Source organism: Aquamicrobium soli, from assembly GCF_042646345.1.
Taxonomy (GTDB): Bacteria; Pseudomonadota; Alphaproteobacteria; order Rhizobiales; family Rhizobiaceae; genus Mesorhizobium; species Mesorhizobium soli_A.
Genome location: NZ_JBHRTK010000022.1, coordinates 159,772 through 175,322 on the forward strand (window position 1 = coordinate 159,772; position 15,551 = coordinate 175,322).

Below are 15,551 nucleotides of genomic sequence, written 5' to 3' on the forward strand. Positions count from 1 at the left end.
CTATGTGAAGCGCGAGCCTTCCCGGGAATCAAGGGGTGCGACTTCTTCGTCCTGGGTGGTGCCGACGACCCGGTCGCGTCCGCCGGCCTTGGCGAGGTAGAGGCGCTGGTCGGCCAGCGCGAACAGCGCATCGAGGTCGGGCGTTTCGTCCGACGAGGTGGCAACGCCGGCGCTGATGGTGATCTCGAAGGTCTCGCTGCGCAGTGACGCCTTGATGGCGGCGCGGATGTTTTCGCCGAGGAGGCGTGCGACGGCGTGCGGGTGCGGGCACAGGATGGCGAATTCCTCGCCGCCGATGCGATAGACCACGCCCTCGCGCCCGGTCGCCTGCTGGAGCAGGGCGGCGACCGACTTCAACACGCGGTCGCCCTCGGCATGGCCGAACCGGTCGTTGACCGATTTGAAGTGGTCGACGTCGAGGAGCAGCAGGCTCAGCGACTTTCCGTCATGCAGCGTGGTCTTGAGCTGCTGCTGGCCGTCCGTTTCGAACCGGCCGCGATGCAGCAGGCCGGTGAGACCGTCGCGGCCGATGTGCTCGGCCAGGGCTTCGTAGCGCTCCCGGTAGGTCAGGATCTGGAAGACGTCGGCCAGCCCGCGCGGCATGCCCGCCTCGTTGCGCTCGAACCAGCGCAGATAGGCGCAGAGCATCGCGCTGTAGGTCAGCGCCGCCCCCATTTTGGCGAGCCATCCGCCGAGAAACACTTCGCGGGGCGCGTCGGAGACGAAATGCAGTGCGGCGAAGAAGCCTGCCTGGTCGAAGGTCAGCACGCAGCACAGCGCCGTCAGGATGCGCAGGAACGGCTTGCCGCGCAGATAGCGGCCCAGCCGTTCGTAGAACAGGATCATCAGGATGGCGTCGAGGAACAGCAGCGAGGTCCCCCACACCATGAGCCAGCCCATCTGGTCGATGAAAGCGATGTCGGGCCTCTGGCCGTTGGGCAGCGGCGCGATTTCGTGCTGCGTGAGCACGAAGACGAGGCCGATCATCAGCGCGTTGCCGAGCAGCAGGCCGTAGATCGGCTGGCGTACCTTCGCGGCGTCTTCCTTGATGTAGAGCAGGAGCAGCATGGCGAGCTTGCCGGAAAACAGCACCGACGAGCCGGGCGAGACGATCCCGAACGGAAGCGTGACATAGAACACGCTGGCCAGATACGTCTCAAGGAAATGCATGGCGCCGAGCGCGCAGATGAACACGCCGAGCCCGATGCGATCCCGCAGGTGGAAGAAGACGGCCATGACGCCGAAATACAGACATGCTTCGGCAAGAAGCAGCAGGACGTTATGCAAGCCGGGCTCCAGGGGTGGCGGTGCCGCCCACACAGGGGTTTCGTGCCTCGGCAGTTCTGCCAAAGAAACGTTAATCGGCCCTTATCGGGTGGGAGGCATGGGCAGTGCCGGTGGTCGAAAGCGATTGCCGTTTGCGGTCCTATCGCCTACATAGCGGCCAACCTCCATCCAATTCGACTTCGGTCAGTTCATCCTAAGGAGCGCGCGCGTGGCACGCCAGTTCATCTATCACATGGCCGGCCTGAACAAGGCCTATGGCACCAAGAAGGTGCTCGAAAACATCCACCTTTCCTTCTACCCGGATGCCAAGATCGGCATTCTGGGCCCCAACGGCGCCGGCAAGTCGACGATCCTCAAGATCATGGCCGGCCTCGACAAGGAATATACCGGCGAAGCCTGGCTCGCCGAGGGCGCGACCGTCGGCTACCTGGCGCAGGAGCCGCAGCTCGATCCGGACAAGACCGTGTTCGAGAACGTCATGGACGGCGTCAAGAAGAAGACGGCCATCATCGAGCGCTACAACGAGCTGATGATGAACTATTCCGACGAGACGGCGGAAGAGTCGGCGCGGCTGCAAGACGAGATGGACCGCCTGAACCTGTGGGACCTCGAACAGCAGGTCGAGATGGCGATGGACGCGCTGGCGTGCCCGCCCAAGGATTCCGGCGTGACCAACCTGTCGGGCGGCGAGCGGCGCCGCGTGGCGCTGTGCCGGCTGCTCCTGGAAGAACCAGACCTGCTGCTGCTCGACGAGCCGACCAACCACCTCGACGCCGAGACGACCTCGTGGCTGGAAAAGCACCTGCGCGCCTACAAGGGCTCGGTGCTGCTCATCACCCACGACCGCTACTTCCTCGACAATGTCACCGGCTGGATTCTCGAGCTCGACCGCGGCCGCGGCATTCCCTACGAGGGCAACTACACCGCCTATCTGGAAGCCAAGGCCAAGCGCCTCAAGCAGGAAGGCCGCGAGGACGACGCGCGCCAGCGGGCGATTTCGCGCGAGCGCGAGTGGATCGCCTCCAGCCCCAAGGCCCGCCAGACCAAGTCCAAGGCGCGCATCAAGGCGTTCGAGGAACTGCTGGAGACGGCCAACAGCCGCCGCCCGTCCGATACGCAGATCGTCATCCCGCATGGCGAGCGGCTCGGCAATGTGGTCATCGAGGTCGAAGGCCTGTCGAAGGGCTTTGGCGACGAACTGCTGATCGAAAACCTTTCCTTCAAGCTGCCGCCCGGCGGCATCGTCGGCATCATCGGCCCCAACGGCGCCGGCAAGACGACGCTGTTCAAGATGATCACCGGGCAGGAGAAGCCGGACGCCGGCACCATCCGCATCGGCGAGACGGTCAAGCTCGGCTATGTCGACCAGAGCCGCGACGCGCTCGACCCCAACAAGACCGTGTGGGAGGAAATCTCCGGCGGTGCGGAAGTCGTGAAGCTCGGCAAGTTCGACGCCAATACGCGCGCCTACTGCTCGTCGTTCAACTTCCGCGGCGGCGACCAGCAGCAGAAGGTGGGCAACCTGTCCGGCGGCCAGCGCAACCGCGTGCACCTGGCCAAGATGCTGAGGACCGGCGGCAACGTGCTCCTGCTCGATGAGCCGACCAACGACCTCGACACCGAAACGCTGGCGGCGCTTGAAGACGCGCTGGAAAGCTACGCCGGCTGCGCCGTCATCATCTCCCACGACCGCATGTTCCTCGACCGGTTGGCAACGCACATCCTTGCCTTCGAGGGCGACAGCCATGTCGAATGGTTCGAGGGCAACTTCGAGGACTACGAAAAGGACAAGGTCCGCCGCCTCGGCCCCGACGCGCTCACCCCGCACCGCATGACCTACAAGCGCCTGACGCGGTAAGGGAGAGAACAAGAAAATGGCCGACTGGTCCGCTGCCCAATATCTCAAATTCGAAGAGGAGCGGACGCGGCCGGCTCGAGACTTGCTGGCGCAGGTGCCGGTGGCCGATCCGAGGCGGGTGGTCGATATCGGCTGCGGGCCGGGCAATTCGACCGAACTGCTGGCCGAGCGCTGGCCGGCGGCCGCCGTCAGCGGCTTCGACAGTTCGCCCGACATGATCTCCAAGGCGAAGGCGCGCCTGCCCGGCGTTTCCTTCGCTCTTGGCGATGCCACGACCTGGGCGCCGGCGGAGCCGGTGGACGTCATTTTCGCCAACGCCGTGTTCCAGTGGCTGCCCGACCACCCGCAGGTGCTGCGGCGGCTGATCGGCTGCCTCGCGCCGGGCGGGGCTCTCGCCGTGCAGATGCCCGACAATCTCGGCGAGCCGTCGCATCGGCTGATGAGCAAAGCGGCGGACGAGATGCCGTTTGCGGCGAAGCTGGCCGGGGCAGGGCGCGAGCCGCTGCCGCCGGTCGCCGCCTATTACGAGCTGCTGGCTCCGCATTGCGCGCGCCTCGACATCTGGCACACTTTCTACCATCACCCGCTGACCAATGCCGCGGCCATCGTCGAATGGCTGAAGTCGACCGGACTCAAGCGGTTTCTCGACCGGCTCGACGAGGCGGAGCAGGGGCCGTTCCTTGAGCGCTATCTGGAAAAGATCGCCGAGGCTTATCCGGTAACCGCGACGGCCAAGGTGCTGCTGCGCTTTCCGCGGCTGTTCATCGTCGCGCAGGCAAAACGGTGAACCAGGCGCTGCGCGCAGCGGCGTAAATGCTTTCGGGCAGGAAACGGTCGCGCTCGGCGTAAACTTGGCGTAAGGCGAGAGGGCGCATCGTTTGCGTGGAGCGGCAGGGGCTTCTCATTGAAAGTGCGGCGTACAGCGGAGCCAAACCATGCATCGCGTCATCATCAGCAGCCTCGGCGTAGAAATCCCTGAAGCGTCGATCTCCAACGACGAGTTGGTGGAATGCTTCAACGCCTGGGTCGATACGGAAAACCCGCGCCGCATCGCTGCCGGGCAGGAGCCGCTGCCGAGGTCGGACAGCGCCTTCATCGAGCATGCGTCGGGCATCCGCACCCGGCATGTGGTGGAACGCAACGGCATCCTCGATCCGGCGCGCATGGCGCCGCGCATCCCGGCACGCCCCGACGAGGCGCTGTCGATTCAGGCCGAATTCGGCATCGCCTCGGCCCGCAAGGCGCTGGCGCAGGCCGGCATCGAAGCCGCCGATGTCGACCTGGTGATCTGCTCGTCCTCGCATCTGCAGCGGCCGTATCCGGCGATCGCCATCGAGATGCAGCAGGCGCTGGGAACGCGCGGCGCCGCCTTTGATATGGGGCTCGGCTGTTCGTCGGCCGTGGCGGCCCTGCATGTGGCGGTAGGGTTGGTGCGTGCAGGCACGCATAGGCGCGTGCTGGTGACGACACCGGAGATCATCACCGGGCATCTCAATTTCCGCGACCGCCAGACGCATTTCATCTTCGGCGACGCTTCCGTGTCGATCGTGGTCGAGGGCATGGCCAAAGGTTCCGTGCGCCCGGGGCGGCTCGAGGTGCTGGACACGCGGCTGTGGACGCAGTTGTCCAACAATATCCGCACCAATCTCGGCTATTTGACGCGCACGGCGCAGGACGACCCCTATCAGATCAGCCTCGAAGGCAACATGATCCACCAGGTCGGCAACAAGGTGTTCAAGGAAGTCACCGTCGCCGGCCACAAGTTCATCGTCGAGTTCCTGGCCGAGCATGGGCTGACGCCGCAGGGCATAAGGCGCTTCTGGCTGCACCAGGCCAATGCGCGCATGAACGCGATGATCCTGCGCCTCGCCTTCGGCCACGACGTCGACCACGACCGCGCGCCGATGGTGCTCGACCGGCTGGGCAATACGGCGGGCGCCGGGTCGATCGTGGCACTGTCGGAAAACCATGCCGACATGAAGGCCGGCGACTACGGACTGTTGTGCGCCTTCGGGGCCGGCTATTCGATCGGCGGCGCGCTGCTCAAGGTTCTTTAGGACTTAAGTTTCTTCGTCGTCTTCATCCAGCAGGCGGGTGGCGCGCCAGCGGGTGAGCACGGCGTTGATGGCGCCGATCACGAAGAAGCGGGCCGAATCGCGGTCGTAGCCCTCGCCGAGCAGCTTTTCGTAGTCGGTGTGGGCGTGGCGCACATGGGCGATGGTGGCAAGCCACACCGCGATGGTCGGCGGCAGCGTCTTCATGTGGACGGCGCCGGCATCCGTCCGGATTTTCTCGATGTCGGCATAGGGCGCCATCGGCAGCAGCGCCGTCAGCGCCTTGGCGATGGCGCGCTGTCGGCCGGTCCGTGCGCTCACCGGCTGGCCCAGTCGGCGATCGTCGCGTCGGGAACGGCGTCCACCGAGGCGAAATAGGGCTTGATGTCAAGGATCGGCGTGCCGTCGACCAGGTCGATGGCTTCGAGGTCGAGGCGGCCGCTGCCGGTGTCGAGCGACAGCAGCCTGACGACATGCAGGCCGATCGGGTTGGGCCGCACCGGCGAGCGCAAGGCGAAAGTGCCTGAGGGTTCAACGGCATGGCGCGGCTTTTGCACAATCAGATTCCGCTCCGAACCGTCGAGCCACGACAGCAGGATGACGTGGCTGGCGCGTTCCAGCCCGGCAAGACCGCGGCGATAGGGTTCATCGACGATGAGCGTGGCGGCCTGGCCGGTTTCGCGGGCGGCGCGCATGTTCTTGGGGCAGATCTCGCGCGTGAGCCAGGGCGAGCGGACGCGGCCGATGAACACGACATGGCCGTCTGCCGGCAATGTCGCCGGATCGATTTCAAGGGCCTGCTCGCCCTCGCGTATCTCGCCCATCTTCCTGCCCTTGAAACGGCCGCGCCATTTTCCTGTTTGAAAGCGACCTCGGGCTTGCCTTATCTCAAAATATGACATAAACATATCTTTATATCTAATTGAGAAAAGCGATGCACGTTCCGCTCGACACCATGGTAGATACCTTGAAGGCGGCAGCCGAATCCAGCCGGCTTCGCATTCTCCTGCTTCTCGCGCGCGGCGACCTGACCGTTTCGGACCTGACCGAGATTCTGGGGCAGTCGCAGCCCCGCGTCTCGCGTCATCTGAAGCTGTTGCTGGAAGCGGGATTGATCGGCCGCTACCAGGAGGGCTCGTGGGCGTTCTTCCGGCTTTCCGATGCCGATACCGCGCGTGATTTCGTGCTCGGGCTGGTTTCGGGTATCCGTGCCGCCGACCCGCAGGTGGAGCGTGATTTCGAGCGGCTCGCGGCGGTCAAGAGCCGGCGGCAGGAGAGTGCCGCCGCGTATTTTTCGCGCAATGCCGCAAGCTGGGACCAGATCCGGCTGCTGCATGCGCCGGACGGGGCGGTGGAAGCCGCGCTGCTCGATGTCGTCGGCAAGCGGCCGTTCCAGGCCATGCTCGACCTCGGCACCGGCACCGGGCGGCTCCTGGAAATCTTTGCGCCGCTCTACCGGCGCGGCGTCGGCATCGATCTGTCGCGCGAGATGCTGAGCGTGGCGCGCGCCAATCTCGACAAGGCCGGCATCGCCAATGCGCAGGTGCGCCAGGGCGACATCTTTTCGCCGCCGGTCGAGCGCGACGCCTACGATCTCGTCACCATCCACCAGGTGCTGCACTATCTCGACGATCCCGGCCGCGCCGTGCGCGAGGCGGCGAGGCTGCTGCGGCCGGCCGGCCGGCTGGTCATCGTCGATTTCGCGCCGCATGCGCTGGAATTCCTGCGCGAGGAGTACGCGCATCTTCGCCTCGGCTTTTCCGACCGGCAGATTGCCGAGTGGTTCTCGCAAGCGGGCCTCGACTTGGAGGTGAGCCGGCAGTTCGAGCCGCGCGGCGATGCCGAAGCCGGCCTGACGGTAAAACTGTGGCTCGGCCGCGACCGGCGCCTGCTGGTGGCCGATCCCGTCGATGAAACGCAATCGGCGCTTTCGCGCCCAGTAGGGGAAGTCGCCTGATGAACCAGTTCCGTTTTTCCCGCCGCCCCGATATCGGCGACCGGATCAGGGTTTCGTTCGAGTTCTTTCCGCCCAAGACCGACGAGATGGCGGCAAGGCTGTGGGACACGGTCACGCGGCTGGAGCCGCTGAAGCCGCACTTCGTCTCCGTCACCTACGGCGCCGGCGGCTCGACGCGCGAGCGCACCGCACGCACCGTCCAGCGCATTCTGGGCGAGACCGGCATTCCGGCGGCGGCGCATCTCACCTGCGTCGGGGCGACGCGCGAGGAAATCGACGCGGTGATCCGCGAATATCAGGCGATCGGCATCCGCCGGTTCGTAGCCCTTCGCGGCGACCCCGCTTCCGGCGTCGGCGAGGCCTATCACCCGCATCCGGGCGGCTACGAGAACGGCGCCGACCTGGTCGGCGGCTTGAAGGCCATCGGCGATTTCGACATCTCGGTCGCCGCCTATCCGGAAAAGCACCCGCAAAGCCCGGACTTCGCCACCGACATCGAGATGCTGAAGCGCAAGGTGGACAACGGGGCGACACGCGCCGTCACCCAGTTCTTCTTCGATAACGATGTCTATGAGCGCTATGTCGAGCGGGTGCGCCGCGCCGGCATCTATATCCCGATCGTGCCCGGCATCCAGCCGGTGCACAGTTTCCGGCAGGTCGCCAACTTTTCGGCGCGCGCCGGCGCGCATGTGCCGGCGTGGCTGGCCGAGCGCTTCGAGGGGCTGGAAAACGACCCGCAGACGCATGCGCTGGTCGCCAGCGCGGTCGCGGCAGAGCAGGTGCTGGACCTGATCGAGCGCGGGGTCGGCGATTTCCACTTCTACACGATGAACCGCGCCGATCTCGTCGTCGCCATCTGCCACATGATCGGTATCCGCTCGCAGCCCGCCCTCGAGGGATCGGCCGCCGCCTGAACGGTGCGGCTAAAAAGAAAAGGCCGGAAAACCGGCCTTTTCAATTCGTTGGACTTCCCAGTGCGGGCCCAGCCCGCTGCTGCCGCTTAAGGGAAGACGCCCATGATGAGGGCGCCTACAACCGCGAACGCAGCACAAATCATCAATGCGTTGATTGGCCTTGTCAGTCCCATGTATAGCCTCCTCTAAAGAGCTACGGCCAGAGTCTAGGAGCATTTCGGTCACAGGCAAGGGGAAAATGTGCTGCAATGCGACAGCATTGTGGAATTTCCGACCTCCCCTGGGTCGCTATGCCTTGAAATTATTCATCAAATGCCGGCTTAACGGCTGTGAACAAATTGTGGCCAGATCCGCGCGCCGCGACAGCCCGATCCAATCCCGACATACCCTACCTCATGCGGATGAAACGAATCCGCTGCACGGTTACGTCATTTGAAACGGGGGGTCCCCCTTTCGCGGGATTTGTTCTGAAGCGCTTCGCGATCTTTCAGATTCGCTTTCCGCGCTTCAGTTCTTTGATTTCATGCATGTCTTTGTCCCAAAACCGGTTCCCACTTTTGGGAGACATGCAGTAGGCTCGCTCCACCGATCCTTCCCGAGTCGGAGCGTGGGGTTCATTCATGCAGCGATTTGAGAATGCCCGAGAGGCGGCGCTGGCGTTGCGGCCGGACGATCCGGTCTATTGCTTCCGCCCGCAGGTGCTGAAGGCCGACGCGCGCCAGTTCATGGACATGTTTCCCGGCAAGACCGCCTATGCGGTCAAGACCAATGGCGAGCCGCTGGTGCTCAAGACCCTGGTCGAGGCTGGCGTGAAAGCCTTCGACGTGGCCTCGCCGGGCGAATTTTCCGCCGTGCGCTCGGTCTCGGCGGATGCCGAAATGCTCTACATGCACCCGGTCAAGGCGCAGGCGGACATCAGGCTTGCGCTGGAAAAATACGGCATCCGCGTGATTGCCGTTGACCACGAGGACGAGATCACCAAGCTGACGCGCATCGTGCGCGCGCTCGACATCGATCCCGGTTCGCTCACCGTGTTCGTGCGCATCCAGACCAAGGGCCACGCCGCCTATGAGTTGTCGAAGAAGTTCGGCGCCGGGCCGGCCTATGCGGTGGAACTCGGCGAACGGCTTCGCCGCAGCGGCTACAAGGTCGGACTGTGCTTCCATGTCGGCAGCCAGATCGAGGACCCCGACACTTATGAGCGGGCGCTGGCCTCGGCCGACTGGGTGCGCAACCGGCTGAGCTTCGACATTGCCGCGCTCGATGTCGGCGGCGGGTTCCCTGCCGAATACGGCCACGATCCCAACCGCAAGCAGGTGGAAATGCCGTCTCTCGGCCAGATCATGTCGCGGCTTTCCGGTGACCTCAAGGAATACCAGTTCGACCAGATACCGCTGGTGGCGGAGCCCGGCCGGGTGATCGTGGCGCGCTGCCTGTCGCTGATCGTACGCGTGCTTCTGCGCAAGGGCAGGCGGCTCTACATCAACGACGGCATCTGGGCCTCGCTGTCTGATTCATGGACGGGCAAGATCACGCTGCCGGCGCGCTTCATCCCCGATCCCGCCATCCGCTCGCGCAACGGGGCGGAAAAGAGCATCGTGCCGTTCAAGGTGTGCGGGGCGACCTGCGATTCCGTCGATATCCTATCGCGGCCGTTCTGGCTGCCGGAGACGGTCGATACCGGCGACTGGATCGAGATCGGCCATATCGGCGCCTATTCGCTGTCGCTCAGGACCCGCTTCAACGGCTTTTATCCCGACACCTTCGTGGAGGTCACGACACCGTTCGACGAAGGCGACACGCCGCAAGGCTTCGCCAGCCTGGAGACGATGGCGGACTAGGCTGCGGAAATCCTCCTGCTTACAGCCTTTCCAGCAACTCGGGCGTTGGCCAGCCGTCCACCGCCAGGCCCAGCCTCGTCTGTTCCTGGCGGACCGCTTCGCGCGTGTTGGTGCCCAGAATGCCGTCGACGGTGCCGACGTCGTAGCCTTTCGCCTCGAGCTTTGCCTGCAAGTCCTTCATCTGGTCCTGGTCGAGGCCGCTTTCGGGATACCGCGGATCGTAGGCGGGCGCGCCGGCGAGGCGGGCCGCGAGATTGGCGGCGGTCAGCGCATAGGTGATCGACTGGTTCCACTCGATGTAGATGTCGAAATTGTCATAGGTCAGGAAAGCCGGTCCCTTGCGGCCCATCGGCAGCATCAGGCCGGCGCCGAGGCTGTTGTCGGCCAGCGGCGAGCCGTCGCGATTGGTGACGCCCCAGTCGGCCCACTGCGACAGCGGCAGCTTGTTCATGCGCCCGGTCTGGTCCCAGGGCAGGCTTTCGGGCACGCGGACCTCCTCGATCCAGGGCTGGTCGCGCTTCCAGCCTTTCACCTGCAACTTCTTCGCCGTGGTCATGATCGCGTCGGGCGCGCTGCCGCGCAGGTCGATGCGGCCGTCGCCGTCGCCGTCGACGCCTTCGTTGAGGTAGTCGCTGGGCAGGATCTGCGTCTGGCCGATCTCGCCGGCCCAGGCGCCGGTGACATCGGCCGGCACCACGCCCTTGTCGATCAGCTTGAGCAGCGGGATCAACTGCTGGCGGAACAGGTCCGGGCGGCGGCAGTCATGGGCGAGCGTGACCAGCGCGTCCAGCGTGTGGAAATCGCCCTGGACGGCGCCGAAATCGGTCTCCAGCGCCCAGAAGGCGGCGATGACCGGCGCCTGCACGCCGAATTCCCGGTCGGCGCGGGCAAAGACGTCGGCGTATTTCTTGAGATTGGCCGCCCCTTGCTTCAGCCGATAGTCGGAGATCATGCGCCCGGAAAACTGGATGAAGGTCTGGGCGAACACGCCCTGCCGGCGGTCGCGCGCCAGCACTTTTTCATCGATGGTGGCGGCGGCGAGCGCCTTGTGCCCGGCCTCGCCGATGCCGGCTGCCGTAGCTTCGGCCGAAACGCCTTCCTTCCATGCCTGGAAATCGCCGCCGCATGACTGGGCCAGCGCGGGCATGGCTGTCACAGCCAGAAAAAACCCCGCCAGCAATGTGGAGCGCAGCCGCATCGTCATTTCTCCGGAAGTCCGCATGCTCGCACGCAAGCCGCGTTCCGAAAAGCAGGCTATGCGTTGCGTGTCAACGGGTGTTCTGCCGCAACCACTTGCGCCAGGCGGCGTCGCTGCCGTTGAAGACGTTGATGTCGGCGTCGCCCGTCACGCCCGGAACGATGCCCGTGCCGGTGTACTGCCAGAAGGTGAAGGGATGGCTGCCGTATTTCTGGTGCGGGTGGCCGGCAACCGAGCGCAGCCAGTAAGGATAGCCGCGATAGGTCGCGAGGTTGTTGTCGTCGAAGAAATCGATCGAAGTGTAGATGATCGGCTTCTTGCCGTAATGCCGCTCGACGATGTCGAGGAAGATCGTCATTTCGCTGCGCACCGTTTCCGGCGGCGGGCGCAGCTTGCAGGTCGGCGAGGCCGGGTTCCATTCCATGTCGAGCACCGGCGGCATCGCCGACGGGTCGTTCGGCACGTTCTGGATGAACCACCGGGCCTGCTCGGCCGCCGGCCGGCAGAAATAGTAGAAATGATAGGCCGCGCGCGGGATTCCGGCGGCTTTCGTGTGCCGCCAGTGCTCGGAAAAATAATCATCGACGCGGTCGCCGCCCTCCGTCGCCTTGATGAAGGCGAAGGAGATGCCGCTGGCTTTCGCGGCCGGCCAGTCGATCGTGCGCTGGTATTTCGACACGTCGGTGCCGTGGACCGAATAATTCCAGGGGGCGCCGGACTCCCATTCGTGAGGCTTGGAATCGGCAAAGCGCGGCGCGCGTCCGGTGGCGGTCGGCTTGCCCGGCGAAAGGGGGGCGAGATCGTCTACCGTCGAGCAGGCTCCGAGGAGCGCCAGCATGATGAGGGCCGCGACACGGCGCATTCTTGTTCCCCGACCGGTTCGGCCCACCTTCTGCTCGCTCGCCGGCACGGGTGGTCGCCGCGCATGTTGCGCATGATTGCGTGCCTGCCGTCATCGCGCAACATGGTTGATTTTCGGTTGACGAGGCTGTGTTGCCAGCCGGGCGCAGCAGACAGGTATTACAGGGCGAAACGCAATGTGACGAAACGGAACCGTTGCGGCCGCATTTTCCCTTCGATCGTCCGCTACCGAACGGACGTTGTTGAAGGAGAGAGAGATGAAAAAACTTATCCTTGCTTCGGTTTCCGCGCTGGCCTTGCTCGGCGTTGCTGCCTGTAGCGACAGCGGAACCGATAACACCACCACCGAGAGCACGACGCCGCCGGCTGCCGAGCAGCCTGCAACGCCGCCCGCCACGGACAACTCGACGACGCAGAGCATCAAGCCTGCTCCGTCCGAGGGGACCGGCGGTGCCACGCAGCCGGAGCCGGCGCCGGCGCAGCCCGCTCAGTAAGCGAGTGCGTAGACATGAGTAGGAAAAGGCCGGCCTCCGCCGGCCTTTTTCTTGAGGGAGCCGGTGTTGCGCCTGCCCCTGTTCACCGCCAATTGAGCGGCTTGTCGCCTTGATCCCGTCCTGCCGTTCGATCTAAGAAGCACCATGTCGATTTGGGACCGCCTTGGCGACTTCATAGCGCGCATATCGTCGTCGGCTTCGTCAGGGGTGGTCGCTCTTGTCGAGGCCGTCCGCACGGTGTTTTCCGGTGATGCGGATCTGCGCCGCCGCGTCGCCTTTTCGGTGGCGATGATCGCGCTTTCGGCCAAGATGGCCAAGGCCGATGGCGTCGTCACGCAGGACGAGGTGCGCGCCTTCCAGCAGATATTCGAGGTGCCGCCGGAAGAAACCCGCCACGTGGCGCGGCTTTTCGACCTCGCCAAGCAGGATGTCGCCGGCTTCGAGGCCTATGCCCGGCAAATGGCCAATCTGTGCGGCAGCGGCTATTCCAACTGCATGATGCTGGAAGATATCCTCGACGGCCTGTTCCACATCGCCAAGGCCGACGGCATGATCCATGAGCGCGAGGCCGACTTCCTGCACCGCATTGCCGCGATATTCAGCATCGACGAGGAGCATTACCAGAGCATCCTTGCCCGCCATGTCGATCTCGGGACCGCCGATCCCTATGCGGTGCTCGGCGTCGAGCGTGGACGGCCGTTCGAGGAAGTGCGCAGGCGTTATCGCAAGCTGATGCAGGACAACCATCCCGACCGGCTGATCGCGCGCGGCCTGCCGCAGGAATTCATCAAGATCGCCACCAGCCGCGTCGCCGCCATCAACGCCGCCTATGAAACCATCGAGCGGGGAATGAGGCGGGCATGAGCGGCTTTTCGCCCGACCATCCGGGGGCCGATGTGCGGGTCTCGCCCAATTTCGGGCCGAGGCGGGACGGGCTGAAGCCCGACATGATCGTCCTGCATTACACCGGGATGGAAACGGGCAAGGCTGCCGAGAACTGGCTGTGCGACCCGGCGAGCGAGGTGTCCTCGCATTACCTCGTCCATGAGGACGGCTCGATCGTGCAGATGGTGCGCGAAAGCGACCGTGCCTGGCATGCGGGGAAAAGTTCATGGCGGGGGCTTGCCGACATAAACTCCTGCTCGATCGGCATCGAGATCGTCAATCCGGGGCATGGGCTCGGCTACCCAAGCTTTCCGAAGCGGCAGATCGAGGCCGTCATCGCCTTGTGCGCGGGCATCGCCTCCCGCCACGCGGTCGTGCCGGAACGGGTGCTCGCTCATTCGGATGTTGCGCCCGGCCGCAAGATCGACCCCGGCGAGAAGTTTCCATGGCGGCAGCTTGCCGAACAGGGGATAGGCCATTTCGTGGCGGCCTCGCCGCTGCGGGACGGGCCGGAACTCAGGCCCGACGATGCCGGGGCCTGCGTCGAGGAGATGCAATCGATGCTGGCGCTCTACGGCTACGGCGTCGAAATCACCGGCACTTTCGACCGGCAGACGCAGATCGTCGTCGAGGCTTTCCAACGGCACTTCCGGCCGCGCCGCATCGACGGCATCGGCGACCGCTCGACGCTGCGCACGCTGGAGCGCCTGCTGGATTCGGCGAGCGCCAGTCTCGGCTGAACGAGCATGCGAAACCGCTAAATTACATAGCTGTCATTTAAAGTGACTTGCCCTGCCTTCATTGGCGCCAAATGGGCAGGCAAAGGCGTGCCATTAACCGGTGCCGGCCGTTCTGGCTTTTTCTTCGGCATCTCGTGAGCACCGCCGCGTGGAGCCTTCCACGGGGCCAAGAACCATAGGACTCCATGCACAAGTTGAGCTTTTTGGCGGCAGCGCTGGCTGCCGGAGTGATGAACTTTGTCGTAAGCACGGCTCATAGCGAACCGATGACATTCCGCAGGGACGAGGGACGGACGGTCAAGGTGGAACGGACGGTGAAGCCGGCGGTAACCCGGGCGTCGGCGACAAAGGGCAAGTCCGCCGGAAAATCCACCGCCGGCAAGTCCGCCGGGAAGGCCACTGCCAGCAAGGCTGCCGGGAAGACCGCCGCCAGGACGAAAGAATCCGCCAGCAGGCGCAAGGCCGGCCGGACCAAAGTCATTATCGACACCACCACGACGGCTTCGATCCCGCGTGCCGCCAGCGCTGCGCCGGCGTCCGGGGCTGCACCCTATTCGGCAATCATCGCCCGCTATGCCGCAAGCTACGGCGTGCCGGTGTCGCTGGCGCATGCCGTCGTCAAGGTCGAGAGCAACTACCGGCCGAACACGACCGGTAGCGCCGGGGAAGTCGGCCTGATGCAGATCAAGCCCGCGACGGCGCGCATGCTCGGCTATAGCGGATCGGTGAAAGGGCTCTACGACCCCGAGACGAACATCAAATACGGCATGAAATATCTCGCCATGGCGCACGAACTCGGCGGCGGCACGACCTGCGGCACGATCCTGAAATACAATGCCGGCCACGGCGCCAAGCGCATGAATCCCGTTTCGTCCGCCTATTGCAGCAAGGTGAAGGTGCAGATGGCTGCGGCGGCAACGCCGGCCTGATCGGTCGGCTGCTCCGGCGCTTTTCGGTTGCGTTTTGGCCAATAAATCCCTTTATACGCGCCTGTCAGCCGGCCGGGCGGCCGCACCCGCATTCGCCGAAAGGCCGCGGGTGAGGAAAGTCCGGGCTCCACGAAAACACGGTGCCGGTTAATGGCCGGCGGGGGCGACCCCAGGGAAAGTGCCACAGAAAGCAAACCGCCCCGGTTGCCCGGCTCCGCAAGGGGCCGGCGGCGGGGTAAGGGTGAAAGGGTGGGGTAAGAGCCCACCGCGCGCCTGGCAACAGGAGCGGCATGGTAAACCCCACCGGGAGTAAGACCGAATAGGGGCGGCGCGGGGGAAACCCCGGGGGCTGTTTTCGGCCCGCCGTCCGGGTAGGTTGCGTGAGGCGCGCGGCAACGCGCGCCCAAGATGAATGGCCGCCACGTTCCTGTCCGCAAGGACAGGGGCCATACAGAACCCGGCTTACAGGCCGGCTGACACTTTTGCTTTCCCGTTACAGGCGTGATTTCAAGGGCTTGGCGAGGGCTCCTGCC

15 protein-coding genes and 1 other RNA gene are annotated in these 15,551 nt (G+C 64.8%); 11 read left to right on the forward strand and 5 right to left on the reverse strand.

The window, feature by feature from the left end:
• Positions 1–1,287, reverse strand: a complete 1,287-nt coding sequence (locus ACFOHJ_RS19440; protein ID WP_378223636.1) for a GGDEF domain-containing protein — start codon at positions 1,285–1,287, stop codon at positions 1–3.
• A 208-nt stretch (positions 1,288–1,495) separates the two neighbouring features.
• Here ACFOHJ_RS19440 and ettA point away from each other — a divergent pair, with 208 nt between their 5' ends.
• The 3 genes from ettA to ACFOHJ_RS19455 all read left to right on the forward strand — a co-directional run bounded on the left by ettA (position 1,496) and on the right by ACFOHJ_RS19455 (position 5,202).
• Positions 1,496–3,145: an energy-dependent translational throttle protein EttA gene (gene ettA, locus ACFOHJ_RS19445; protein ID WP_378223639.1), complete on the forward strand. Its 1,650-nt coding sequence runs from the start codon at positions 1,496–1,498 to the stop codon at positions 3,143–3,145.
• A 16-nt stretch (positions 3,146–3,161) separates the two neighbouring features.
• Positions 3,162–3,932 carry a trans-aconitate 2-methyltransferase gene (gene tam, locus ACFOHJ_RS19450; protein WP_378223641.1) on the forward strand — a complete coding sequence of 257 codons (771 nt, stop codon included), beginning with the start codon at positions 3,162–3,164 and terminating at the stop codon, positions 3,930–3,932.
• A gap of 148 nt (positions 3,933–4,080) precedes the next feature.
• Positions 4,081–5,202, forward strand: a complete 1,122-nt coding sequence (locus ACFOHJ_RS19455; protein ID WP_378223644.1) for a beta-ketoacyl-ACP synthase III — start codon at positions 4,081–4,083, stop codon at positions 5,200–5,202.
• Between the two features lie 3 nt (positions 5,203–5,205).
• Here ACFOHJ_RS19455 and ACFOHJ_RS19460 read toward each other — a convergent pair whose 3' ends face one another.
• Both ACFOHJ_RS19460 and tsaA read right to left on the reverse strand, forming a co-directional pair.
• Entirely contained in the window at positions 5,206–5,520 is a 315-nt protein-coding gene (locus ACFOHJ_RS19460) for a DUF2293 domain-containing protein (protein WP_378223647.1), read from the reverse strand.
• Entirely contained in the window at positions 5,517–6,023 is a 507-nt protein-coding gene (tsaA, locus tag ACFOHJ_RS19465; RefSeq protein ID WP_378223649.1) for a tRNA (N6-threonylcarbamoyladenosine(37)-N6)-methyltransferase TrmO, read from the reverse strand. The genes ACFOHJ_RS19460 and tsaA overlap by 4 nt, the downstream gene beginning before the upstream one ends.
• A 110-nt stretch (positions 6,024–6,133) precedes the next feature.
• On the opposite strand from tsaA, the gene ACFOHJ_RS19470 reads away from it, so the two are divergent.
• The 3 genes from ACFOHJ_RS19470 to ACFOHJ_RS19480 all read left to right on the forward strand — a co-directional run bounded on the left by ACFOHJ_RS19470 (position 6,134) and on the right by ACFOHJ_RS19480 (position 9,911).
• Positions 6,134–7,156 carry an ArsR/SmtB family transcription factor gene (locus ACFOHJ_RS19470; RefSeq protein WP_378223651.1) on the forward strand — a complete coding sequence of 341 codons (1,023 nt, stop codon included), beginning with the start codon at positions 6,134–6,136 and terminating at the stop codon, positions 7,154–7,156.
• Positions 7,156–8,070, forward strand: a complete 915-nt coding sequence (metF, locus tag ACFOHJ_RS19475) for a methylenetetrahydrofolate reductase [NAD(P)H] (protein WP_378223652.1) — start codon at positions 7,156–7,158, stop codon at positions 8,068–8,070. Before ACFOHJ_RS19470 ends, metF begins: the two co-directional genes overlap by 1 nt.
• Positions 8,071–8,690: 620 nt before the next feature.
• The gene (locus tag ACFOHJ_RS19480; RefSeq protein ID WP_378223653.1) at positions 8,691–9,911 is read left to right on the forward strand and encodes an alanine racemase; all 1,221 of its coding nucleotides are present in this window, start codon (positions 8,691–8,693) and stop codon (positions 9,909–9,911) included.
• 19 nt (positions 9,912–9,930) lie between these two features.
• On the opposite strand, the gene ACFOHJ_RS19485 is transcribed toward ACFOHJ_RS19480, so the two are convergent.
• Positions 9,931–11,109 carry a lytic murein transglycosylase gene (locus tag ACFOHJ_RS19485; protein ID WP_378223656.1) on the reverse strand — a complete coding sequence of 393 codons (1,179 nt, stop codon included), beginning with the start codon at positions 11,107–11,109 and terminating at the stop codon, positions 9,931–9,933.
• A gap of 70 nt (positions 11,110–11,179) precedes the next feature.
• Positions 11,180–11,971, reverse strand: a complete 792-nt coding sequence (locus tag ACFOHJ_RS19490; protein WP_378223658.1) for a glycoside hydrolase family 25 protein — start codon at positions 11,969–11,971, stop codon at positions 11,180–11,182.
• Between the two features lie 256 nt (positions 11,972–12,227).
• Here ACFOHJ_RS19490 and ACFOHJ_RS19495 point away from each other — a divergent pair, with 256 nt between their 5' ends.
• The 5 genes from ACFOHJ_RS19495 to rnpB all read left to right on the forward strand — a co-directional run bounded on the left by ACFOHJ_RS19495 (position 12,228) and on the right by rnpB (position 15,499).
• Positions 12,228–12,464 carry a hypothetical protein gene (locus ACFOHJ_RS19495; RefSeq protein ID WP_378223659.1) on the forward strand — a complete coding sequence of 79 codons (237 nt, stop codon included), beginning with the start codon at positions 12,228–12,230 and terminating at the stop codon, positions 12,462–12,464.
• Between the two features lie 144 nt (positions 12,465–12,608).
• Entirely contained in the window at positions 12,609–13,328 is a 720-nt protein-coding gene (locus ACFOHJ_RS19500; RefSeq protein ID WP_378223662.1) for a TerB family tellurite resistance protein, read from the forward strand.
• Positions 13,325–14,089, forward strand: coding sequence for an N-acetylmuramoyl-L-alanine amidase (locus ACFOHJ_RS19505; RefSeq protein WP_378223665.1), 765 nt, complete (start codon positions 13,325–13,327; stop codon positions 14,087–14,089). Before ACFOHJ_RS19500 ends, ACFOHJ_RS19505 begins: the two co-directional genes overlap by 4 nt.
• Positions 14,090–14,274: 185 nt before the next feature.
• Positions 14,275–15,018, forward strand: a complete 744-nt coding sequence (locus ACFOHJ_RS19510) for a lytic transglycosylase domain-containing protein (RefSeq protein ID WP_378223667.1) — start codon at positions 14,275–14,277, stop codon at positions 15,016–15,018.
• Between the two features lie 64 nt (positions 15,019–15,082).
• Positions 15,083–15,499, forward strand: an RNA gene (gene rnpB / locus ACFOHJ_RS19515) — RNase P RNA component class A.
• Positions 15,500–15,551: the final 52 nt, after the last annotated feature.

Excerpts from the sequence above, each read along its gene's own strand:
- tam (WP_378223641.1), top strand. The coding sequence starts at position 3,162 with ATGGCCGACTGGTCCGCTGCCCAATATCTCAAATTCGAAGAGGAGCGG.
- ACFOHJ_RS19500 (WP_378223662.1), top strand. The coding sequence starts at position 12,609 with ATGTCGATTTGGGACCGCCTTGGCGACTTCATAGCGCGCATATCGTCG.
- ACFOHJ_RS19490 (WP_378223658.1), bottom strand. The coding sequence starts at position 11,971 with ATGCGCCGTGTCGCGGCCCTCATCATGCTGGCGCTCCTCGGAGCCTGC.
- metF (WP_378223652.1), top strand. The coding sequence starts at position 7,156 with ATGAACCAGTTCCGTTTTTCCCGCCGCCCCGATATCGGCGACCGGATC.
- ACFOHJ_RS19495 (WP_378223659.1), top strand. The coding sequence starts at position 12,228 with ATGAAAAAACTTATCCTTGCTTCGGTTTCCGCGCTGGCCTTGCTCGGC.
- tsaA (WP_378223649.1), bottom strand. The coding sequence starts at position 6,023 with ATGGGCGAGATACGCGAGGGCGAGCAGGCCCTTGAAATCGATCCGGCG.
- ACFOHJ_RS19480 (WP_378223653.1), top strand. The coding sequence starts at position 8,691 with ATGCAGCGATTTGAGAATGCCCGAGAGGCGGCGCTGGCGTTGCGGCCG.
- ACFOHJ_RS19510 (WP_378223667.1), top strand. The coding sequence starts at position 14,275 with ATGCACAAGTTGAGCTTTTTGGCGGCAGCGCTGGCTGCCGGAGTGATG.
- ACFOHJ_RS19455 (WP_378223644.1), top strand. The coding sequence starts at position 4,081 with ATGCATCGCGTCATCATCAGCAGCCTCGGCGTAGAAATCCCTGAAGCG.
- ACFOHJ_RS19505 (WP_378223665.1), top strand. The coding sequence starts at position 13,325 with ATGAGCGGCTTTTCGCCCGACCATCCGGGGGCCGATGTGCGGGTCTCG.
- ACFOHJ_RS19485 (WP_378223656.1), bottom strand. The coding sequence starts at position 11,109 with ATGCGGCTGCGCTCCACATTGCTGGCGGGGTTTTTTCTGGCTGTGACA.
- ACFOHJ_RS19470 (WP_378223651.1), top strand. The coding sequence starts at position 6,134 with ATGCACGTTCCGCTCGACACCATGGTAGATACCTTGAAGGCGGCAGCC.